At 63.1% G+C, this 22,242-nt stretch carries 22 protein-coding genes; 15 read left to right on the top strand and 7 right to left on the bottom strand.

The window, feature by feature from the left end; genetic code table 11:
• Positions 1 to 219 precede the first annotated feature (219 nt).
• The gene (locus tag BX591_RS16220; protein ID WP_111932418.1) at positions 220 to 1,206 is read left to right on the top strand and encodes a hypothetical protein; all 987 of its coding nucleotides are present in this window, start codon (positions 220 to 222) and stop codon (positions 1,204 to 1,206) included.
• A gap of 214 nt (positions 1,207 to 1,420) precedes the next feature.
• A complete protein-coding gene (locus tag BX591_RS16215; RefSeq protein ID WP_111932417.1) occupies positions 1,421 to 2,656 on the top strand; it encodes a PepSY-associated TM helix domain-containing protein in 1,236 nt (411 codons plus the stop codon).
• Positions 2,657 to 2,763: 107 nt separating this feature from the next.
• Here BX591_RS16215 and purU read toward each other — a convergent pair whose 3' ends face one another.
• The 5 genes from purU to BX591_RS16190 form a co-directional block, all read right to left on the bottom strand.
• Positions 2,764 to 3,633, bottom strand: a complete 870-nt coding sequence (purU, locus tag BX591_RS16210; protein WP_111932416.1) for a formyltetrahydrofolate deformylase — start codon at positions 3,631 to 3,633, stop codon at positions 2,764 to 2,766.
• A gap of 128 nt (positions 3,634 to 3,761) precedes the next feature.
• Positions 3,762 to 4,613: an NUDIX hydrolase gene (locus BX591_RS16205; protein ID WP_111932415.1), complete on the bottom strand. Its 852-nt coding sequence runs from the start codon at positions 4,611 to 4,613 to the stop codon at positions 3,762 to 3,764.
• A gap of 23 nt (positions 4,614 to 4,636) precedes the next feature.
• Positions 4,637 to 5,251 carry a LysE family translocator gene (locus BX591_RS16200; RefSeq protein ID WP_111932414.1) on the bottom strand — a complete coding sequence of 205 codons (615 nt, stop codon included), beginning with the start codon at positions 5,249 to 5,251 and terminating at the stop codon, positions 4,637 to 4,639.
• A gap of 100 nt (positions 5,252 to 5,351) precedes the next feature.
• Positions 5,352 to 5,918, bottom strand: a complete 567-nt coding sequence (locus tag BX591_RS16195) for an adenine phosphoribosyltransferase (protein WP_111932413.1) — start codon at positions 5,916 to 5,918, stop codon at positions 5,352 to 5,354.
• A gap of 68 nt (positions 5,919 to 5,986) precedes the next feature.
• On the bottom strand, positions 5,987 to 7,990 hold the full coding sequence (locus BX591_RS16190; protein WP_111932412.1) for a monovalent cation:proton antiporter family protein: 2,004 nt from the start codon (positions 7,988 to 7,990) through the stop codon (positions 5,987 to 5,989).
• 161 nt (positions 7,991 to 8,151) lie between these two features.
• Here BX591_RS16190 and kdsD point away from each other — a divergent pair, with 161 nt between their 5' ends.
• The 11 genes from kdsD (at position 8,152) to BX591_RS16135 (ending at position 17,586) form a co-directional block, all read left to right on the top strand.
• Entirely contained in the window at positions 8,152 to 9,135 is a 984-nt protein-coding gene (gene kdsD, locus BX591_RS16185) for an arabinose 5-phosphate isomerase KdsD (RefSeq protein WP_111932411.1), read from the top strand.
• Complete coding sequence (locus tag BX591_RS16180) at positions 9,135 to 9,695, top strand: KdsC family phosphatase (protein WP_035553550.1); 561 nt, start codon at positions 9,135 to 9,137, stop codon at positions 9,693 to 9,695. The genes kdsD and BX591_RS16180 overlap by 1 nt, the downstream gene beginning before the upstream one ends.
• The gene (lptC, locus tag BX591_RS16175) at positions 9,692 to 10,300 is read left to right on the top strand and encodes an LPS export ABC transporter periplasmic protein LptC (RefSeq protein WP_111932410.1); all 609 of its coding nucleotides are present in this window, start codon (positions 9,692 to 9,694) and stop codon (positions 10,298 to 10,300) included. Before BX591_RS16180 ends, lptC begins: the two co-directional genes overlap by 4 nt.
• 20 nt (positions 10,301 to 10,320) lie before the next feature.
• Positions 10,321 to 10,992, top strand: coding sequence for a lipopolysaccharide transport periplasmic protein LptA (gene lptA / locus BX591_RS16170; RefSeq protein ID WP_111932409.1), 672 nt, complete (start codon positions 10,321 to 10,323; stop codon positions 10,990 to 10,992).
• Positions 10,989 to 11,774, top strand: a complete 786-nt coding sequence (lptB, locus tag BX591_RS16165) for an LPS export ABC transporter ATP-binding protein (protein WP_111932408.1) — start codon at positions 10,989 to 10,991, stop codon at positions 11,772 to 11,774. Before lptA ends, lptB begins: the two co-directional genes overlap by 4 nt.
• A gap of 184 nt (positions 11,775 to 11,958) precedes the next feature.
• Positions 11,959 to 13,473, top strand: a complete 1,515-nt coding sequence (locus BX591_RS16160; RefSeq protein WP_111932407.1) for an RNA polymerase factor sigma-54 — start codon at positions 11,959 to 11,961, stop codon at positions 13,471 to 13,473.
• 170 nt (positions 13,474 to 13,643) lie between these two features.
• Positions 13,644 to 14,000, top strand: coding sequence for a ribosome hibernation-promoting factor, HPF/YfiA family (gene hpf / locus BX591_RS16155; RefSeq protein ID WP_035553562.1), 357 nt, complete (start codon positions 13,644 to 13,646; stop codon positions 13,998 to 14,000).
• Between the two features lie 274 nt (positions 14,001 to 14,274).
• Complete coding sequence (locus BX591_RS16150) at positions 14,275 to 14,790, top strand: PTS sugar transporter subunit IIA (RefSeq protein ID WP_111932406.1); 516 nt, start codon at positions 14,275 to 14,277, stop codon at positions 14,788 to 14,790.
• Positions 14,791 to 14,932: 142 nt separating this feature from the next.
• Entirely contained in the window at positions 14,933 to 15,901 is a 969-nt protein-coding gene (gene hprK, locus BX591_RS16145) for an HPr(Ser) kinase/phosphatase (RefSeq protein WP_012431656.1), read from the top strand.
• A 116-nt stretch (positions 15,902 to 16,017) separates the two neighbouring features.
• Positions 16,018 to 16,911 carry an RNase adapter RapZ gene (gene rapZ / locus BX591_RS16140; protein WP_111932499.1) on the top strand — a complete coding sequence of 298 codons (894 nt, stop codon included), beginning with the start codon at positions 16,018 to 16,020 and terminating at the stop codon, positions 16,909 to 16,911.
• Between the two features lie 39 nt (positions 16,912 to 16,950).
• Positions 16,951 to 17,586 (top strand): LON peptidase substrate-binding domain-containing protein, encoded by a 636-nt coding sequence (locus BX591_RS16135; protein ID WP_111932405.1) that lies wholly within the window; start codon positions 16,951 to 16,953, stop codon positions 17,584 to 17,586.
• Positions 17,587 to 17,662: 76 nt separating this feature from the next.
• Here BX591_RS16135 and mutY read toward each other — a convergent pair whose 3' ends face one another.
• Together mutY and mutM are read right to left on the bottom strand one after the other, a co-directional pair.
• Positions 17,663 to 18,787: an A/G-specific adenine glycosylase gene (mutY, locus tag BX591_RS16130; protein WP_420849386.1), complete on the bottom strand. Its 1,125-nt coding sequence runs from the start codon at positions 18,785 to 18,787 to the stop codon at positions 17,663 to 17,665.
• Between the two features lie 7 nt (positions 18,788 to 18,794).
• Positions 18,795 to 19,625, bottom strand: a complete 831-nt coding sequence (gene mutM, locus BX591_RS16125) for a bifunctional DNA-formamidopyrimidine glycosylase/DNA-(apurinic or apyrimidinic site) lyase (protein ID WP_111932403.1) — start codon at positions 19,623 to 19,625, stop codon at positions 18,795 to 18,797.
• Between the two features lie 87 nt (positions 19,626 to 19,712).
• Between mutM and BX591_RS16120 the strand changes: the two genes are divergently transcribed.
• Together BX591_RS16120 and lolB are read left to right on the top strand one after the other, a co-directional pair.
• Complete coding sequence (locus BX591_RS16120; RefSeq protein ID WP_111932402.1) at positions 19,713 to 21,554, top strand: tetratricopeptide repeat protein; 1,842 nt, start codon at positions 19,713 to 19,715, stop codon at positions 21,552 to 21,554.
• Positions 21,554 to 22,186, top strand: coding sequence for a lipoprotein insertase outer membrane protein LolB (gene lolB / locus BX591_RS16115; RefSeq protein WP_111932401.1), 633 nt, complete (start codon positions 21,554 to 21,556; stop codon positions 22,184 to 22,186). The genes BX591_RS16120 and lolB overlap by 1 nt, the downstream gene beginning before the upstream one ends.
• Positions 22,187 to 22,242: the final 56 nt, after the last annotated feature.

Raw genomic sequence — 22,242 nt, 5'->3', positions numbered from 1 at the left:
GCGGCTGGGCTGCCACGCGAGGCGGCGGATGCAGGAGAGAGCGGCGCTTCGGTGCCGCTTTTTTATTTGGCGAGGCGCCCGTCGAGCAGCGGCGCCCCCGCATGCAAACTCGATCGCCACATTTACTTACCACCTCGTGCCCCGGCGAATCGGTTGTCATGAGCATGTCCTCACGTTGGTGTGGACGTTCTCTTCTCAACAGCAAAGCGAGGTGAGCATATGTTTATTTCGGCGAGCAGTACCGACTCCAGCGCATGGGCGAATCAGTCACCGCAGGATAGCCAGCAGGCCCAGCAGACCTCCGATCACCAGAAAATCGAAGCGATGCCACGAACCGACCGTGACCGGTCCGACGGGACGCAGCCGCGGGGAATCGACAAACATGAGCAGGCGATGCCCTCTCCAAACGTCAAAACCGGCGTAGAGATGGTGGCGCGCGTGTTGGCCGGATTGCCTGCGTCGTATGCCTCCGAGCCCACCGGCAAGCTGCGTCCCGATCCCGTTAAACCGGGCGTCCGGATCGACGAGAACGGGCGACGCTACATCAGCGACGGCATGAACACCTACGCCATCCGCCACGATCGCGACAATAAAACGGAACGGGTGTATCAGCCGGACAATCCAGCAAAGCCGGGTATCCCCGTCAGGCTGAACGCGCACGGCGACTACGAGCGTCACGGCGAGGTAGGGCTCAAAGGCGGCTCGCCTGGGCGTGCGTTGCAGAGCGAGCTCAATCGCGCACGAGGAATTCTCGAACACGCCCTGGCAGAAAGACGGCAAGCAGAGCGAGACATGGCGACGATCGACGCCGAGAGCCGAAACACTCAAAATCCGGGCATGGATCTGACCATGCGGCGACAACAGGCGCAAAGGTCTCTGGAAAACGCCCAGCGTCTGGTACAAGGCAGCGAATGGCAAGTAGAAGGCGTGCTGCGAGAAGCACGCGACGTCCGACAGACGATGCAGAACAATCTGGCTCAATTACGCAGGTCGCGCGACGATGGGACACAGTTGAAGCAGACAACGGAGCGTGAAATCGACATGCTCGAAACCACCGCTCGCCTGAGCGGTCATCCGTCCATGGAGACGCAGTACACGTTGCAAAAACTGCGGGATGATCTTCGACGCATTCAGGACGCGAACGCTACATTGGACCGCCGCATCATGACCCTGCACGCGGAGATGGACGACATTCCGCGCTGCTAGAAAACCCTAAACGGCTCGTTCAGGCGACAAAGCAGGGAATGCGGGCTCAGCTAGCCACCAGAAAGCCGACCATCGTTCAAACACTGCCAGGATGCCTCGCATCGGGAAACTTGCCGTCCACCGCAAGTTTCCCGTAAGATGAGAACAATTCCTATTTACACGCAATCCTGGTCGTGATACTCCGCCCGCCTTTCTCGTTCCCGCCGGCTCGCGCATGAGGCGCCAGTTCGTTCGCCTGCACCGCTGGTTCGGTGTCGCCACCGCGTTGTTTCTATTCATGGCCGGGCTCACCGGTGCAATCATCGCGTGGGACCATGAACTCGATGCCGCGTTGAATCCCTCGTTCTTCAACGCTCGCACCGCAGCGCCCGCGCTGTCCGGGTTGGAACTGGCGCGCCGCGTCGAAGCCGCGGACCCGCGTTTGCAGGTCACGTATCTGCCGCTCGTTGCCGAGCCCGGCCATACGCTGCAAATGATGGTGCTCCCACGCATCGACCCCGCGACGAAACGGCCCTATCCGCTCGACTTCACCCAGATCGCCGTCGATCCCGCCACCGGCGAGATCCAGGGCCGCCGTGAATGGGGCGTCGTCTCGCTCGCGCGGATCAACCTGATTCCGTTCATCTACAAATTCCACTACACGCTGCAACTGCCGTTCACCGGCGGTATCGACACCGGCACCTGGCTGATGGGCGTCGTCGGCATCATCTGGCTGTTCGACAGCATGATCGCGCTTTGGCTGTCGTTTCCGAGTTTCAAGGCGTGGCGCAAGTCGTTCGCGTTTCGCCTGAAGCGCGGCGGCTATGCGCTCACCTTCGATCTGCACCGCTCCGGCGGCGTCTGGATATGGGGGTTGCTGATCATCGTCGCGCTGACCTCGGTGTCGATGAATCTATCCGGGCCGGTCGTGCGCCCGGTGGTGTCGATGTTCTCAGCGCTCACGCCGAATCCGATCGACAACCCGGAAATCCTGCGCCCACCACAGCCCGGCGACCCGGTGTTGAGCCGCGAGCGCATCGCGCAACTCGCCGAACAGGCCGGCAAAGCGCAGAACCTGAAGGCGCCGCCGGGCGGCATCTACTACGCTGAATTCCTGCACGCCTACGGCGTGGGCTTTTACACGCCCGGCAACGACCACGGCGATATCGGCCTGGGTAATCCGTGGATGTATTGGGACGCCACCACCGGCAAACCGCTCGGCAAGCTGATTCCCGGCAAGGGCACAGCCGGCGATATCTTCATGCAGTTGCAATTCCCGCTGCACTCCGGACGCATTCTCGGCCTGGGCGGACGGATTCTGATCAGCGCCGTGGGTATTGCAGTCGCTGTATTGAGCGCAACGGGTTTGCTGATCTGGCTGAAGAAGCTGAATGCGCGCCGCCGTTCCTCGCAAAACGCGCATGACGCGCATGGTGCGCGAGATGCGGTGCGATCCGCGGCACGGTCCTAAAAAAAATGCGCCGGAATCGTCCGGCGCATTTTTTTCTGCCTAAGTTCAAAGCGGCGTTGAGGAATGACGCCTGAGCGTCTCCCAACCCAACCCGCCCTCAACCGCTCCTAGCGAAACACCACCGTCTTGCTGCCGTTCAACACGACGCGATGCTCCACGTGCCACTTCACCGCACGCGCGAGCGTCACGCATTCGACGTCGCGGCCGATCGCTGTAAGTTGCTCCGGCGTCATGCTGTGGTCCACGCGTTCCACTTCCTGCTCGATGATCGGACCTTCGTCGAGATCCGTCGTCACGTAGTGGGCGGTCGCACCGATCAACTTCACGCCGCGGTCGAACGCCTGGTAATACGGCTTCGCACCCTTGAAGCTCGGCAGGAACGAGTGATGAATGTTGATCGCACGGCCCGCCAGTGCTTCGCACAGTTTCGGCGACAGGATCTGCATATAACGAGCGAGCACCACCAGGTCGGCCTGATGCTCGTCGATCACCTCGAGCACGCGCGCTTCCTGCGCCGCCTTCGCGTCGGGCGTGGCGCCCATCAGCGGGAAGTGATGGAACGGTACGTCGTAGCTGGCGGCGAGCTGATAAAACTCCTTGTGGTTCGAGATGATCGCCGCAATCTCGATACCCAACTGGCCAGTGCGATAGCGAAACAGCAGATCGTTCAGGCAATGGCCGATCTTCGACACCATGATCACCACGCGCGGCTTCACCGACGCGTCGTGCAACTCCCAACGCATGCCGAACTGTTCAGCGAGCGTCACGAACGACGCGCGCAGCGCCTCCAGACCCGGATCGCCGCCCACCTGCTGGAAATGCACGCGCATGAAGAACTCGCCGGTGCGGCTGTCGCCGAACTGCGCGGAGTCGAGAATATTGCTACCGCGCTCGAACAGAAAGCCCGACACCGCATGGACGATGCCGGGCCGGTCGGCGCACGACAGTTTGAGAATAAAGCTGTGATCGGTCGACATGACCTGGATGACTCCCTTCTTCAATGCGTGGTTTATTCAGTGTGTGCGGCTCGATGCAGTGTTCCCGACGCGATTTCAGACGCAGCGGCAACGTGCACGGGCCGCGCCACGCGGCGCGAGCGTCTATCTTATGCAAGCACCGGCGGCGTGAACAGGACTTCGATACCCGCGCACGCTTCTTCGTCGATCCAGCGGCGGCGCAGCAGGCAATCGAGCGTAGCGAGGCTCGCGTCGACCGTCATGGCGTCTTCCTCGATCCAGCGCGCGACTTCGTCGATGCGTGCGAGGCGATGCTCGCCCACTTCGCCATCCTGGTTGCGCGGCGTGAAATCGGCGGGCAGCGCGAGGTCGTAGATGAAAATCTGCTCGGCCTGCGTGCCTTCCGGCAACGATTGGAGCACGTGCGCGGTGCGGCCCGCCACGGCGCGCGCCGCGATTTCCTCCGGAATGCCGGCTTCTTCCCAGCACTCCTTGATGATGGTCGCCTCTACGCCGAAGCCCCAGCCGATCCCGCCCGCAACGACGTTGTCCAGCATGCCCGGATCGGTCGCCTTGGTGTCGCTGCGGCGCGCGATCCACAACTGCGGCGCGCCGCCATCGGCATATTCTACGACGCCGTTCAGATGCACCGCGTACGTCTGCGTGCCGAAGAAGCGCGACGCCGCGCGCTCGATATACGCGAGCGGCGGTGCATCGAACGCATTGCGGATCGCGTAGGTTTCGTTGCGCCAACCGGGAATGCGGCCTTCAGCGGCGAGCGCGTCGATCACGGAACCGAGCGCCGCACTGCGCAGATCGACGGTATCGAACGCGGACGCGAGCGTGACGCGAGCGCTGTCGATCGCGAACACGTCGGGCCAGCGCGTGAGCAAGGGCACATCGCTCGAACGAATCCAGCCGACCTGTTCGGCGTCGATCCAGAACGGCACGTGCGCATGCGGGTCGAAGCGGCGCGCGGCGATGAGAGAAGGCAAAGTCATGCAAAACTCCAGACTAACTGTGTTCAATCGCGCAGCGCGACACGAATTCCGATTGCAATGAACGTCACGCCCGCCAGACGGTCGAGCCACACGCCCACGCTCGGCCGGCGCTTCAACCAGCCGCCGATCACCCCCGCGCACACGCCAAACAGCGAAAACACCACCACGGTCTGCAGCATGAACAGCACGCCGAGTTCGAGCATTTGTAGCGTCACGCTTTGCGTACCGTTCGGCTTCACGAACTGCGGCAGGAACACGACGAAGAACAACGTCACTTTCGGATTCAGCAGATTGCCGAGCACGCTTTGGCGAAACACCGTCGACAACGGCTGCGGCGCACGCTCGTGCGCGGTCGCGAGGCCCTGGCTGCGCAGCGCCTTGATACCGATCCAGACCAGATAGGCGGCGCCGGCCAGCTTGATCACCTCGAACGCAACCGGCGACGAACGCAGCAATGCGGCGACGCCGAGCGCGGCCAGCGTGGTGTGAAACGTGATGCCGGCCGCGAAGCCGAGCGCGGCGATCAGACCCGCCGCGCGGCCTTGGGAAATGCCGCGTGCGAGCACTTGCAGATTGTCCGGACCGGGCGCCATGGTGATCGCGATCGACGTGGCGAGAAACAGCAGGAAGTTGGGCATCGTTCTGACCTTCGTGATGGTGTTCAGGAAAGAAACCGGTTCAACGCATCGCTCAATGCACCACGCGAAGCACGGTTCGCGGCAGACTCGCTACCACGGCTCAATGACCGTCGAATCCCGTCACCGTATAAAGCGGCAGGCCGCCGTCGCGCAGCAGCTTCGAGCCGCCGAGCTCGGGCAGATCGATGATCGCCGCGCCTTCCACCACGACCGCGCCGAGCCGCTCGAGCAGCTTCTTGCCGGCCAGCATCGTGCCGCCGGTGGCGATCAGATCGTCGACGATCACGACGCGATCGCCCGGCTTGCAGGCGTCCTCGTGAATCTCGACGGTCGCGCTGCCGTACTCGAGTTCGTACGATTGCGCGACCCGCTTGTACGGCAGCTTGCCCGCCTTGCGGATCGGAATAAAGCCGAGATTCAGCTCGTACGCGAGAATCGGCCCGATGATGAAGCCCCGCGCATCGAGTCCGGCAATGTAGTCGAGCCTGGCGTCGATATAGCGCTGCACGAACAGATCGATCAGCACGCGCAGCGACTTGCGCTCCTGCAACAACGGCGTGATGTCGCGGAACTGCACACCCGGTTGCGGCCAGTCGGGCACCGTGCGAATGTGGCTTTTGATGTAGTCGGCCGCATCGAGCGGCGCGCTCGGGAGCGCGTTGGACATGATGTCTCCGGATGAACCTTGTCAGGTCCGATGAAAAGCGAATTCGGGGTGGTCGGGCCGCCGCCCGCCTACGCGGCGGCGGCGCCCGCGCGGCGGTGCTTCGACAACCGTTCCTCGGCGCTCGCCAACTGCTCGGGCAAACCGCGCAACACCACGATGTCGCTCGCGCGCAGCTTGGTGGACGGGTCCGGCTCGACGCCGCGAATGCCGTGCCGGCGAATCGCCGTGACTTCGACGCCCATTTCGAACAGACCCAGTTCGGCAAGCGTACGGCCCACGGCGTCGGCATTTTCGTCGACCGGCACCGATTGTAGCCGCACCTGTTCGTGGCCGTCGTCGTCTTCCACGTCGTCGGCGCCATGGAAATAACCGCGCAGCAGCGCGTAGCGTTCGTCGCGCATTTCCTCGACGCGCCGCACCACGCGCCGCATCGGCACGCCCATCACCACGAGCGTGTGCGACGCCAGCATCAGACTGCCTTCGACGATTTCCGGGATCACCTCGGTCGCGCCGGCGGCCAGCAGCTTTTCCAGATCGGCGTCGTCGACGGTGCGCACGATCACCGGCAGCGTCGGCTCCAGCTCGTGAATGTTATGCAGCACGCGCAAGGCGGACGGCGTGTTCGCGTAGGTGATCGCAATCGCGGCCGCGCGATGGATACCGGCGGCGAGCAGCGACTCGCGCCGCCCCGCGTCGCCGAACACGACGGATTCACCCGCCGCCGCGGCAGCCGCCACGCGATCGGGGTCGAGATCGAGCGCGACGTACGCGAGCCCTTCGTGTTCGAGCATGCGCGCCAGATTCTGGCCGGCCCGGCCGTATCCGCAGATGATCACGTGACCGCTCTGTTTCAAACTCTGCGTGGCGATACGCGTCATTTGCAACGACTGCATCATCCATTCAGTGGACGACAGGCGCAGCACGATCCGGTCGGCGTTCTGGATCAGGAACGGCGCGGCGAGCATGGACAGCAGCATGGCCGCGAGAATCGCCTGCAGCAACGTGGCGTCGACGAGATGCTTGTCGAGAATCAGATTCAGCAGCACGAAGCCGAATTCGCCGGCTTGCGCAAGGCCGATACCGGTGCGCATCGCGACGCCCGGCGACGCGCCGAACAGGCGCGACAGCCCCGTCACCATCACCGCTTTCAATATGATCGGACCGACCAGAAAGCCGAGCACGATAAACGGATGCTCCCAGATCACGCGCGGATTCAGCAGCATGCCGGTGGTGACGAAGAACAGCCCCAGCAGCACATCGCGAAACGGCTTGATGTCCTCTTCCACCTGATGCCGGTACGGCGTCTCGGCAATCAACATACCGGCGATAAACGCGCCGAGCGCGAGCGACAAACCGAATTTGTCGGTGATGAATGCCGAACCGAGCGTGACCAGCAGCAGATTGAGAATGAACAGTTCCTGCGACCGGCGCCGCGCGACCACGTTGAACCAGCGCGTCATGAAGCGCTGCCCGACGATCAGCAGTAGCGCCAACGCCACGACGATCTTGATCGACGCGAGGCCGAGCGCGCTCACGAGGTCTTTCGAATCGCCGCCGAGCGCCGCGATCACGATCAACAGCGGCACCACCGCCAGATCCTGAAACAGCAGCACGCCGAAGATATTGCGGCCATGCTCGGTTTCGATTTCGAGCCGCTCCGCCAGCATCTTGCTGACGATCGCCGTGGACGACATGGCGAGCGCGCCGCCCAGCGCCACGCTCGCCTGCCACGTGATATGCACCCAACGCTCCAGCACGAAGCCGAGCGTGACGGCCACCGCGATCGTGCCGATCACCTGCAACAGACCGAGGCCGAACACGAGCCGGCGCATGGAGCGCAGCTTGGCGAGCGAAAACTCCAGCCCGATCGAAAACATCAGGAACACCACGCCGAACTCGGCGAGGTTCTGCGCGCCGGCCGAGTCGGGGATCAAACCGAACGCATGCGGCCCGACGACGATCCCCACCGACAGATAACCGAGCATCGGCGGAAGATTCAGGAAGCGAAAGATCACCACGCCCGCCACCGATGCCAGCAGCAGGAACAGCGTCATTTCGAGGGGGGAAATCATCGGCAAAAACGCATCGGTAAAGCGTCCTCGTTCGTCAGCGGAACCGCGCACGCAAAACGCCGTGCGACAAGGTTGAGGGGCCGTAAAAAACAGCAATAAAGGCAGCGGCATGGCACAGCAGGCCCGGCGCGGCGAACAAGCGCCTTTGCTATACTCCGCGAATGATAGCGAAAATCAATGGCGACCGGGCACTCACGCTCGCTCGTGACGTGCTCGACATCGAAGCGGACGCCGTGCGCGCGCTTCGCGATCAACTCGACGAAGGCTTCGTCGGGGCGGTCGATTTCATCCTGGGCTGCCGTGGCCGCGTGGTCGTTTCCGGCATCGGCAAATCCGGCCACGTGGCGCGCAAGCTCGCGGCCACGCTCGCCAGCACCGGCACACCGGCGTTCTTCGTGCATCCCGCGGAAGCCAGTCATGGCGACCTCGGCATGGTCACGGCCGACGACGTGTTTCTCGCCCTGTCCAATTCCGGTGAAACCGAAGAACTCGTGGCGATCCTGCCGCTCATCAAGCGGCTCGGCGCGAAGCTGATCGCGATGACCGGGCGTCCGTCGTCGAGTCTCGCACAACTGGCCGACGTGCACCTGAATTCCGCGGTGTCGAAAGAAGCCTGCCCGATGAATCTTGCGCCCACCGCCAGCACCACCGCCGCGCTCGCGCTCGGCGACGCGCTCGCGGTCGTCGTACTCGACGCGCGCGGTTTCGGCCGCGACGACTTCGCGCGCTCGCATCCGGGCGGCGCGCTCGGCCGGCGGCTGCTCACGTATGTCCGCGACGTCATGCGCACCGGCGACCAGGTGCCGAAGGTCACGCCCGAGGCCACCGTGCGCGACGCGCTGTTCCAGTTGACCGCCAAGCGCATGGGCATGACCGCGATCGTCGATCACGAAGACCGCGTTGCCGGCATCTTCACCGACGGCGACCTGCGCCGCGTGCTCGAACGCGACGGCGATTTCCGTGGGCTGTCGATCGCCTCGGTCATGACCGCCGGTCCGCGTACCATCGGCCCGGATCACCTCGCGGTGGAAGCCGTGGAACTGATGGAGCGCCACCGCATCAATCAGATGCTGGTCGTCGACGAAGCAGGCAAGCTGATCGGCGCACTCAACATGCACGACCTGTTCTCGAAGAAGGTGATCTGATGGCCATCGCCCCCGTAACCGCTACCGAACGCGCGAGCCGCGTGAAGCTGATGATTTTCGACGTCGACGGTGTACTGACCGACGGCGGCCTGCTGTTCACGGCGGAAGGCGACACGATGAAAGGCTTCCACTCGATGGACGGCCACGGCATGAAGCTGCTGCGCCAGGCGGGCATCGACACGGCGATCATCACCGGGCGCAAGTCGGGCATCGTCGCGGTGCGGGCGAAAGAAATGAACGTCACGCACGTTTATCAAGGCGTGCAGGACAAACCGGCCGCCTTCGCGGACCTGCTCCAGCAGACCGGCCTGACGGCGGAAGAATGCGGCTACATGGGCGACGACTGGGTCGATCTCGCGGTCATGCTGAAGGTCGGTTTCGCCGCGGCGCCCGCCAACTCGCATCCTGAAGTGATCGCGCGCGCGCATTGGGTGAGCGAGGCCCGCGGCGGCCACGGTGCGGCTCGCGAAGTAGTCGACACGCTGCTGCGCGCCCAGCACAAATACGAAGCGCTGCTCGCGGCGGCCTGTAGCGGCGAACAGCGGGGCCTCGTCGGATGAACCAGTTTCGCCTGACCTCGCTGATTCCGCTGGTTGCCATGGCGGCGCTTGCCGGTATCACCTGGTGGCTGCTGCAAGCCACCCTGCCGCGGCAGAATGAAGGCCTGGTGCGCCCCAAGGAGCACACGCCCGACTACTTCGCGGACAACTTCTCGGTGTCCGAACTCGATCAATCGGGCTCGACGCAATACCGCCTGACCGCCCAATCGCTGATTCATTACGAAGACGACGAACTGAGCGACCTCGTCAAGCCAGCCATGCGCGCGTTCCAGCCCGGCAAACCGATCGTCACGGCGACCGGCGACACCGGCAAGGTGAACGGCGACGCCTCGATCGTCGATCTGTACGGCAATGCGCGCATTCTGCGGGCGCCAGGCTACGGCGATCCGCAGATGCAGGCGGATTCGGAGCATTTTAAGGTGCTGGTCAACGACGATGTGATCGAGACCGAAAAGCCGGTTAAACTTCAGCGCGGCATGTCGGTGATGACTGCCAGCGGCATGAATTACAACAACGTCACCCGGGTTATGCAGCTGTTCGGCAACGTGAAAGGCTCGATCGCGCCGTCCGAAGCCGGTGGCAGCTCGCCCAAGCAACCCGGGTAATCCATTCCAGGCGTGACTGCATGAACGAATCGTTCCCCCGTTTTAATACCGGCCGCTCGCGCGCTTTGTCCGCGTGGCGCGCCGGACTCGCCGCGCTGCTCGTCGCGTTGCCGCTCGCCGGCTTTGCGCCGCTTGCGCACGCGGACCGCGCCGACAAGGACAAGCCGCTGAACGTCGAAGCGGACAACATGACTTACGACGACCTCAAGCAGGTCAACATCTTCACCGGCCACGTGGTCGCCACCAAAGGCACGATCGTGATCAAGGCCGATCGCGTCGAAGTGACACAAGATCCGCAGGGTTATCAGTACGCGACCGGTACGTCGAGCGGCGGCAACCTGTCGTATTTCCGCCAGAAGCGTGAAGGCCTCGACGAGTACATCGAAGGCACGGCGATCCGCATCGACTACGACGGTAAGCAGGACCTGACCACGCTCACCACCAACGCGACCGTGAAACGCCTGCAAGGCCTCGCCACCGTGATGGACCAGGTACACGGCAGCGTCATTACGTATGACGGCCAGAACGACTTCTACACCGCCAAGGCGGGCAAGGACGTCGCCGGCCCGGGGAACCCGAGCGGCCGCGTGCGCGCCATGCTGTCGCCGCGCAACGGCGGCGCCGCGCCGCTGAACGGCGCGTCGGCCACGCTCGCGCCGTCCACCTCGATTCAGGGAGCGCCGAATCAGTGAGCACCTCCGCGTCCCTCCCCAATCGCAAGCCGGCCGGCACCAGCAGTTCGCTGGTCGTACGTAATCTGAAGAAGCGCTATGGTTCGCGCACGGTCGTCAAAGACGTGTCGCTGGACGTGAAAAGCGGTGAAGTGGTCGGTCTGCTTGGGCCTAACGGCGCCGGCAAGACGACCTCGTTCTATATGATCGTCGGCCTCGTGCCGCTCGACGCCGGCGAAATCGATCTGGATGGCAAGTCGATCAGCCTGCTGCCGATCCATAAACGCGCCTCGCTGGGCTTGTCGTATCTGCCGCAAGAAGCGTCGGTGTTCCGCAAGCTCACCGTCGAGGAAAACATTCGCGCGGTGCTGGAGTTGCAGCACGAAGACAACGGCAAGCGGCTGAACAAAGACACCATCACGAGCCGTACCGAAGCCCTGCTCGATGAGTTGCAGATTGCGCATTTGCGGCAGAATCCGGCGCTGTCGCTGTCGGGTGGCGAACGCCGTCGGGTTGAGATCGCACGTGCGCTGGCCACTAATCCGAGCTTCATTCTGCTCGACGAACCGTTCGCGGGCGTCGACCCGATCGCGGTGCTGGAAATCCAGAAGATTGTCAAATTTCTGAAGCAACGCAATATCGGCGTGCTGATTACCGACCACAACGTGCGCGAAACGCTCGGCATCTGCGATCACGCATACATCATCAGCGACGGCAGCGTGCTGGCCGCCGGTGCACCGAGCGACATCATCGAAAACGAAAGCGTGCGGCGCGTCTATCTGGGCGAGCACTTCCGCATGTAAGCACACAAGGGACACGCCGGCTATGCCAACGCGCATAGGCCGGTCCCTTTGCGGCAACTGCACATCATCATTCCGAGCTGGGCCGTTCGCGCCCGGCGCCGCCGAAAACGGGCGCACGCGTAATTGCGAATGTCGCAATGTATCGCGGTCGTGGCAAACTCTCTACAATGAATCTCAATTTGCCATGAAAGCCAGCCTCCAACTCCGCCTATCGCAGCATCTTGCGCTGACGCCACAACTGCAGCAGTCCATCCGGCTGCTTCAGCTGTCTACGCTCGAACTGCAGCAGGAAGTCTCCATGGCGATCTCGCAGAATCCGCTCCTCGAAAACGAGGACGACTGGATCGCGAGCCCGTTGCGCGTGGCGTCGGACGGTTCGCTGATTGCGCAAGCGCCCAATTCGTCCACACCGCCCGACCAGATGGGCGGCAATACGGCGTCATCGTCGAGCAGCAGCGAGCGCGCCGAGAACGGCGAACCGCAAGGCGTGGACGAATACAACGGCCTCTCGGGCGACAGTAACGGCGACGCGTCGCAATGGAATCTCGACGACTACGGCCGCTCCGGCAACGCCTCGGACGACGACGATCTGCCGCCGCTGCAAATCCACGAATCCAGCACCTCGCTGCGCGATCATCTGATGGCGCAATTGCGCGTGACCCAGGCGGGTCAACGCGATCGCGCGCTGATCACGTTCCTGATCGAATCGCTCGACGACGACGGCTACCTCGCCGCCACGCTCGACGAAGTGCTGGCCGATCTGCCCGACGAACTCGAAGTCGATACCGACGAACTGAATGCCGCGCTCGCGCTGCTGCACAGCTTCGACCCGGCGGGTGTGGGCGCACGCTCTGCGTCCGAATGTCTCAAGCTGCAATTGCTGCGGCTCGAGACGTCGCCCACGCGTACGTTGGCGCTCGATATCGTCGCCCACCACCTGGAACTGCTCGCGGCTCGCGATTTCACGCGCCTGCGCAAACAGCTCAAGGCCAACGACGACGACCTGCGCGACGCGCATGTGCTGATCCGCTCGCTCGAGCCGTTCCCCGGCGCCGCCTACGGCAAGGCCGAAGCGGACTACGTCGTGCCCGACATCATGGTGCGCAAAACGGCGCAGGGTTGGCAGGCCGAACTGAATCCGGAAGTGGTGCCGAAGCTGCGCATCAACCATCTGTACGCCAATATCCTGCGTAATAACCGAGGCGATCCGGGCAGCGGTTCGTTGCGCCAGCAACTGCAGGAAGCACGCTGGCTGATCAAAAATATCCAGCAGCGTTTCGAGACCATTCTGCGGGTCGCGCAAGCTATTGTGGAACGTCAAAAGAGCTTTTTTGTCCACGGCGAAATTGCGATGCGCCCCTTGGTCTTGCGAGAAATTGCTGATACGCTAGGCCTACACGAGTCAACTGTCTCGCGTGTGACAACCGGTAAATACATGCTGACCCCATTCGGGACGCTTGAATTTAAGTACTTCTTCGGATCACACGTTTCGACCGACACGGGCGGCGCGGCGTCTTCAACGGCGATCCGTGCGCTCATCAAGCAACTGATAGGAGCGGAAAACCCGAAATCTCCTCTTTCAGACAGCCGCATCGCCGAACTGCTGGCGGAGCAGGGCTTCGTGGTCGCGCGCCGCACCGTGGCGAAGTATCGCGAAGCACTCAAGATTCCGGCAGTCAACCTGCGCAAGTCTCTGTAGCCCGTCGCCTTCCGTGGCGGGCATTTACCGGCCGCTCCGCAGTTGGCGGACAGGCCGGCCGATGCGACCTGCCAGAAGTCAGTCACCGGGGGGCGACTCAGGCAAGCCGACAGATCGACCGGACCTACGTCATCGTGCGGAACAAGCGGCCATTAGCTTGGAGAAGCACTATGAATCTGCAGATCAGTGGACACCACCTCGAAGTAACGCCTGCGTTGCGCGAATACGTGATCACCAAACTGGATAGGGTGCTAAGACATTTCGATCAGGTAATCGACGGCAGTGTGGTCCTCTCGGTCGACAACCATAAGGAAAAGGAAAAGCGTCAAAAGGTTGAAATCAACCTGCATCTGAAGGGCAAGGACATCTTTGTCGAGAGCTGTGACAGCGACCTCTACGCTGCGATCGATCTGATGATCGACAAGCTCGATCGGCAGGTGTTACGTCACAAGGATCGTCTGCAAGGCCATGCGCATGAGGCGATCAAGTATCAGCCGGCGCCGCAGATAGACGTTCCGCCGCAATAGGGCAAATTAGAAGCGCCGCTTCATATTCCCTACCCTAGCCAAACCGCCCGAGACCGGGCGGTTTTTCGTTGTGCGAGCACGTTCCCCGCGAGAATCGTGCAACCTCGAACGATCCTTCAAAAACCCGCCGCGCATCGATGGCGCGCCGCACCATCTGTTGCTACCCTGTTCTATAATGTTCCGGTTACCATCGGGGTCGAGCCAGCGCTAACGTAAGTCGGCAGGAGTCTTGTGCTTTCGGACTCCAACGCACGTCGCCGCGAGCATCGAACGAATGGAACGCCAATCAAACGCCCCAGCGAGGAGAAACCAGGCCACGTTTTCGCCTGTCAACATGAATCGTTTAGCCAAATTTCTTCCCCTCGAGAACGTCGTCGTCGGACTATCGGTCACCAGCAAGAAACGTGTATTCGAGCAAGCGGGCCTGATCTTCGAGAACCAGAACGGCATCGCCCGTAGCACGGTCACTGACAATCTGTTTGCGCGTGAGCGCCTCGGATCGACGGGGCTCGGCGAAGGCGTCGCGATTCCGCATGGCCGGATCAAAGGCTTGAAGCAGCCGCTCGCCGCGTTCGTTCGTCTTGCCGAACCCATCCCCTTCGAATCGCCCGACGGTCAGCCGGTTTCGCTGCTGATCTTCCTGCTCGTGCCCGAACAGGCCACCCAGCAGCACCTCGAAATTCTTTCGGAAATCGCCCAGTTGCTGTCCGATCGCGAAGCCCGCGAGCGCCTGCACACGGAAGAAGACCGCGAATCATTGCATCGCCTGCTCACTCAGTGGCAACCTTGATGTAGCGGCGGTTATCCGCACGCCGCTGATCCGCATGCGCGGTGGCCATCCGCGCGCGGGTAAGGTCTCGCAACGGAAGCGGACCGCGTTTACGCGGCCGCCTGGTTGCCGGGCTAGCGGCCCACACTGGAGTCACTGACTCATGGATACGTCCAGCATCAACGCCCAGAGCATTTTCGACGACAACGCCGCCATGCTGAAACTGAGCTGGCTGACGGGCCATGAAGGCTGGGAACGCGGCTTTTCTTCGGAATCAGTCGCTAATGCCACGTCGAGCGCCGACCTTGTCGGCCACTTGAACCTGATCCACCCGAACCGGATCCAGGTGCTCGGCGACGCCGAAATCGACTACTACAAACGCCAGACCGACGAAGACCGCTCGCGCCACATGGCCGAGCTGATCGCGTTGGAGCCGCCGTTTCTGGTGGTGGCGGGCGGCGTTGCCGCACCGCCGGAACTGGTGCTGCGCTGCACGCGCTCGTCCACACCGCTCTTCACCACGCCCATGTCCGCCGCCGCGGTGATCGACAGCCTGCGTTTGTACATGTCGCGCATTCTCGCGCCGCGCGCCACGCTGCACGGCGTGTTTCTCGACATTCTCGGCATGGGCGTGCTGCTCACCGGCGACTCGGGCCTCGGCAAGAGCGAACTCGGGCTGGAGTTGATCAGCCGCGGCCACGGCCTCGTCGCCGACGACGCCGTGGACTTCGTACGCCTCGGCCCGGATTTCGTCGAAGGCCGTTGCCCGCCGCTGCTGCAAAATCTGCTCGAAGTACGCGGCCTCGGCCTGCTCGACATCAAGACGATCTTCGGTGAAACCGCTGTGCGGCGAAAAATGAAGCTGAAGCTGATCGTGCAACTCGTGCGTCGTCCCGACGGTGAATTCCAGCGCCTGCCGTTGGAAAGCCAAACCGTCGATGTGCTCGGCCTGCCGATCAGCAAGGTCACGATTCAGGTGGCCGCCGGCCGAAATCTCGCGGTGCTGGTCGAGGCGGCGGTGCGCAACACGATCCTGCAACTGCGCGGCATCGACACGCTGCGCGACTTCATGGATCGTCAGCGCCTCGCCATGCAAGACCCCGACAGCCAGTTTCCCGGCAAACTGATCTGAGTTCGCGACACCAGGCACACCGCGCGACACCGTGACGCATCCGCCGTCCACGGCAGGCCGCAGCTACGAGCCTGGGGACCAGATGCTATGATGAAATGTACGGTTTTGACGATTCCATGCGCATAATCCTGATCACCGGTATATCCGGCTCCGGCAAGTCAGTCGCCTTGAACGCGCTTGAAGACGCGGGCTATTACTGCGTCGACAATTTGCCGCCGCGCTTCCTGCCGCAACTGGCGTCGTACCTCGCCGAAGGCGGGCACGACCGCCTCGCGGTCGCCATCGACGCCCGTTCGAGCGCCTCGCTCGACGACATGCCCGCGATGATCCGCGACCTGTCGCGCGCTCACGACGTACGCGTTCTCTTCCTGAACGCCAGTACGCAGTCGCTGATTCAGCGCTTTTCCGAAACACGCCGCCGCCATCCGCTATCCGGTTCCACCGCGCACGACGCGGACGTCGGTCTGCTCACCTCGCTCGCGGAAGCGATCGAACGTGAACGCGAATTCGTCTCGGGTCTCGCGGAGTTCGGCCATCAGATCGACACCAGCAATCTGCGCGCGAACGTATTGCGCGCGTGGGTCAAGCGCTTCATCGAGCAGGAAGATGCGGGGCTCGTGCTGATGTTCGAATCGTTCGGCTTCAAGCGCGGCGTGCCGCTCGACGCCGATTTCGTATTCGACGTGCGCACCTTGCCGAACCCGTATTACGATCACGAATTGCGGCCGCTCACCGGCCTCGACAAACCGGTAATGGATTTTCTCGATGCGTTGCCGGTCGTGCATGAAATGATCGACGACATCGAGAAGTTTCTCGCCAAGTGGCTCCCGCATTTCCGCGACGACAACCGCAGTTATCTGACCGTCGCGATCGGTTGCACGGGTGGCCAGCACCGTTCGGTGTTCATCGCGGAGACGCTTGCCGCGCGTCTCGCAGGCTCGGCGAATATTATTGTGCGGCACCGCGATGCGCCGGTCGACGCCAGCGCATCATCGAAGTTAGTGGCTTAACCGGCCGCATCGCGCGGCCTTAATTCGAAGCGTTGCGCCATGTCATCTACTTCTACTGTGCTTGCCGATGTGCCGCTGTTTCCGCTGCATACGGTGCTGTTTCCCGACGGTCTGCTGCCGTTGAAGATCTTCGAAGCGCGCTATCTCGACATGGCGCGCGACTGTCTGCGTGAGAAAACGCCGTTCGGCGTCTGTCTGCTGAAAAGCGGCGCAGAGGTCGCGCGTAGCGAAGAGCCTTCGATACCCGAAACAATCGGCTGTCTGGCCGACATCGAAGAGTGCGATGTCGAAGCCTTCGGCATGCTGCTGATTCGCGCGCGCGGCACGCGGCGCTTCCGGCTGCTGTCGCATCGGGTGGAACACAACGGCTTGCTGGTGGGCATGGCCGAACCGCTCGGCGAAGACATGCCGCTCGAGGGCAATGAACTGCTGGCCAAATTCGGCGCGTGTGCGGAGGTGCTCGAGCGGATCATCGCGACGATCCGTGAGCGTGACGCCGACAGCCTGCCGTTCGCCGAACCGTTCAGGCTCGAAGATCCTTCGTGGGTATCGAACCGGCTCGCCGAAGTGCTGCCGATCGCGTTGCGCGCGCGTCAGAAATTGATGGAATTGCAGGACGCCGGCGCACGGATCGACGTGGTTCATCACTACATGCAGCAGCATCAACTGCTTTGAGCGGGTTGCAAAGCCGGCGCTAAGGGAATCCGTTCCCGGCAGACAGACGCTCAAGCCGCCGCCCGCCGGCGATTGATCAGATCAACGAACCCTGCAAGCCGTCCAGCAGCTTGCGCACCGGCGCCGGCACACCGAACGAATCGAGATCGCTCAACGCGACCCACGCGGTGTCCGCGTCGCCCAGCACGGCCGGTGCGCCTACCTCGCGATCCAACTCGGCGAGCCGTGGCTCGATATCCAGCTTGAAGTGCGTGAACACATGCGTGAGCGGCGCCAGCGGCGACACCGCACCGTCGCCGCCGAACGCGCGCGCACGCTCGGCGAGCGCGGCTTCGTCGGCGGCTTCGGGCAAGCTCCACAAGCCGCCCCAGATGCCCGACGGCGGCCGCTTCTCAAGCATCACCGCATTGCCGTCGCGCAGCACCAGCATCCAGGTGCGCCGCGTCGGCACGGTTTTCTTCGGACGCGCCGTGGGCAGTTCGCGCTGACGTCCCGTCACGTTGGCCACGCAGTCGACCGCATACGGGCAGCGCAGGCAATCGGGCTTGCCGCGCACGCACAGCGTGGCGCCGAGATCCATCAGACCTTGCGTATAGGCGCTGACTTCGTCGTCCGACGCGTTGAGCGGCAGCAGCGATTCCGCCAGCGTCCACATGGCGTTTTCGACTTTCTTTTCGCCGGTGAAACCTTCGACACCGAACACCCGCGCCAGCACACGCTTCACATTGCCGTCGAGAATCGTCGCGCGCGCGCCGAACGCGAACGACGCGATAGCCGCCGCCGTGGAGCGGCCAATGCCCGGCAGCTCCGCGAGTTCTTCGACCGAAGCCGGAAACGCGCCGCCATGCCGCTCGACGACGGTTTGCGCGCAGCGATGCAGATTGCGCGCACGCGTGTAATAGCCGAGGCCGGCCCACAGTGCCATGACGTCGTCGACCGGCGCGGCGGCGAGCGCGGCGACATCGGGACAACGCGCGAGAAACTTCGCGTAGTACGGAATCACCGTCGACACCTGGGTCTGCTGCAACATGATTTCCGACAGCCAGATGCGATACGGGTCGCGCGTGTTCTGCCACGGCAGATCGTGACGCCCATGCTGACGCTGCCACGCGATCAGCCGCGCGGAAAAATCGGACATGACCGGGAAGGCGGTTTGAGGCGCAGCGGACGAACTCGAACGCGGTGTTAAGCGAGAAGGCATTGAGGAATTAACGCTGACAGGTGGGACAGAAATACGTGGAGCGCTGCCCCTGCACGATCTGTTTGATCGGCGTTCCACACACGCGGCACGGCAGCCCCGCGCGATCATAGACGAAATAGTCGAGTTGAAAGTACCCGCTTTCCCCATTGCTACCGACGAAATCGCGCAGTGTGCTGCCGCCCTTCTCGATCGCCGCGGCGAGCGTCACGCGTACGGCGTCGGCGAGCAGGTCGTAGCGCACCAGCGAGACGCGGCCCGCCGCCGTGGTCGGCCGGATGCCGGCGCGAAACAGACTCTCCGACGCATAGATATTTCCTACGCCAACCACGATTTCGCCGGCCAGCAGTGCCTGTTTCACCGACACCTTGCGTCCGCGCGTGAGACGATGCATCAGCGCGCCGGAAAATGCCGGCGAAAACGGCTCGACGCCAAGCCCGGCGAGCAGCGGATGCTCGAGCACGTCGCCGGCTTCGCGCGAATGCCATAGCACCGCGCCAAAGCGCCGGGGATCGCGATAACGCAGAATGAATTCGTCGAAAATCCAGTCGACGTGATCATGTTTTGCCGCGGCCGGCGGATGTGGCACGCGGCGCAGCACCCGCAGCGTGCCAGTCATGCCAAGATGCACAATGAACCAGCCCGCGTCGATTTCGAACAGCAGGTACTTGCCGCGCCGCTCGACCTGACGGACCACATGGCCGCGCAAGGTTTTCGCAAGCTCGGCCGGAATCGGCCAGCGCAGCGCGGGCGTACGGATGTCGACGCGCTCAACCTTGCGGCCGGACACGTACGGTTCGATTCCCCGTCGGGTAACCTCAACTTCTGGCAACTCTGGCATGTCTAACTGGTCTGCAACTTGCGTGAGTGGTTGTGCGCGTATTGTAGCGAGCGCGTTACAATCGTCCGAAACATTGAACGGATTTCCATGAACTTGTCCTTCGTGAAGCTGTTTTCGAAGCGCCCGGCTAGCGCATCCCGCGTGCCTCACGCCGTGTCCGCCCGCCGGATGCTAGGTGCGGCCGCGCTCGCGGTCTGGGCACTGGCCGCCGTGCCCGCGCACGCGCAGGACCCGTCCCCGGACTCGGACGACACGTCGGTCACCCTGCCGGACCCGCTTGGGCCCGCGTCGGCGGAAGACCAGAAGTCGTTGCCGAATGTACCGCTGACAAGTCAGATCGTATTCCAGGTGCTTGCCGCCGAAGTCGCGTTGCAACGCGATCAGCCTGCACCCGCCTACCAGACCTACCTTGCGCTCGCGCGCGACACGCACGATCCGCGCATGGCGCAGCGCGCCACCGAAATCGCGCTGGCCGCGCAGAGCCCGTCGGACGCCTTGGCGGCCGCGCAGTTGTGGCAGCAGTATGCGCCGAGTTCGGAACGCGCCGCGCAACTCGACGCGTCGCTGCTCGTGTTGTCCGGCAAGCCTGACGACGCCGAGCCGATCCTCGCCCGCGAACTCACCAAGGTACCCGCCGAAAATCGCGGCAGCGCGATTCTGGCGTTGCAGTTGCTGCTCTCGCGCGGACCGAATCGCGTCGGCGGGCTGCACGTGCTGCAGGATCTGTTGAAGAACGACATGGACCGGCCCGAGGCGCAACTGGCTATCGCGCGGCAGCAGATTCAGGCTGACGACGCGCCGGGCGCGCGCAAGTCGCTCGAACAGGCGCTCACGCTCAAGCCGGATTACCTGCCGGCCGCGTTGATGCTGTCGCAAATGGGCCCGGAAGAGCGCAAGGAAGGCATTGCGTCGCTCGAAAAGTACGTGCAGCAGAATCCGAAATCGCATGACGCGCGTCTCGCGCTCGCGCAGATGTACCTTGCAAGCGACCGTCTGGACGACGCGCAGAAGCAGTTCGAGATCATGCACAAGAACGACGCGAAAGATCTCACGCCGCTCATGGCGCTCGCGTTGATCAAGATCCAGCAGAAGAATTTCACCGACGCGCAAACCTATCTGACGCAATACGCGCAGCAGGCCGAGAAAACGCCGGGCGCTGATCCAGGTCAGGCATATATCTATCTGGCGCAGTTGTCGCTCGAACAGAAGAACGAAGCGGCCGCGGGCGACTGGCTGAACAAGATTTCGCCGCAGAGCCAGCAATACGTGCCGGCGCAGATCACGCGTGCCCAGTTGCTCGCCAAGCAAGGCAAGACCGACGACGCACGCAAGCTGCTGGCCACGTTGCCGGCGCAGGATCCGCGTGACCAGGCGCTGATCGCCCGCACCGACGCGGCGATCCTGTTCGACGCGAAGCGCTACCCGGAGGCGGAATCGCGCCTGCAGCAGGCCACGGCGAACTTCCCCGACGATCCCGACCTGACCTACGACTACGCCATGGCCGCCGAAAAAACCGGCCATTACGACGTGATGGAAGCGCAACTGCGCAAGCTGATCCAGACGCAGCCGGACAATCCCCAGGCATACAACGCACTCGGTTATTCGCTCGCCGATCGCGGTCAGCGTCTGCCGGAAGCGGACAAGCTGGTCGAGAAGGCGTCTTCGCTGGCGCCTAACGACGCGTTCATCATGGACAGCGTCGGCTGGGTCAAATACCGCATGGGCGATACGACGGACGCGATCAAGCTGCTGCGCAAGGCATACGACATCCAGCCGAACGCCGAAATCGGCGCGCATCTCGGCGAAGTGTTGTGGAAAACCGGTGCGCAAGACCAGGCACGCGCGGCTTTCCGCGACGCCCGCAAGCTCGAACCGGACAACGACACGCTGGTCAAAACGCTCCAACGACTGCAGGTGAACGATCTTTGATGCGTCTTTCCCGTTTGCTTTCCTTTACCCGGGCGCCGCGTGGCGCGGCGCTCGGATTCGCAGCAGCGGCGGCTGTGGCGTTGTCCGGTTGTGCATCGGTCACGCCGAAAGGGCCGTCCACGTCGAACGCGGCAACTTCCGTGACCGCGCAGACCAGTCGCGCTTATCAAGGCCGGTTCGCGATCCAGTACAACGATCAGAACGGCCAGCAGCGCAACGCGTACGGCAACTTCGTGTGGCAGGAAACCGGCGACACCGTGACCCTGCAGTTACGCAATCCGCTCGGCCAGACGTTGGCAATCGTGACGTCGTCACCGGCTTCGGCCACGCTCGAACTGCCGAACAAACAGCCGCTCACCGCGGATAGCGTCTCCACGTTGATGCAGAACGCGCTTGGCTTTGCGTTGCCGGTCGAAGGGCTGCGTTATTGGCTGCAACCGTCGCCGGCGCCGACTTCGCGCGCCAAAACCGAGAAGGATCCGGACCAGCCGTCGCGTTTGAAGCAGATCACTCAGGACGGCTGGACGATCGACTACCTTGCGTATGCCGACGCCCCGGCCAACGGCGTGAAGCGCCTGAACCTCAGCCGCTCGGAGCCGCCGCTCGACATCAAGCTCGTACTGGATCAGTAACGTCTCGACCCGCGCCGCGCGTCGACTGATGTCGTCGCGCGGCCTTGTTTTTAGCG

The sequence above is a fragment of the Paraburkholderia bryophila genome (assembly GCF_003269035.1).
GTDB classification, from domain to species: Bacteria; Pseudomonadota; Gammaproteobacteria; order Burkholderiales; family Burkholderiaceae; genus Paraburkholderia; species Paraburkholderia bryophila.
This window is presented reverse-complemented; position numbering and strand designations above follow the sequence as displayed.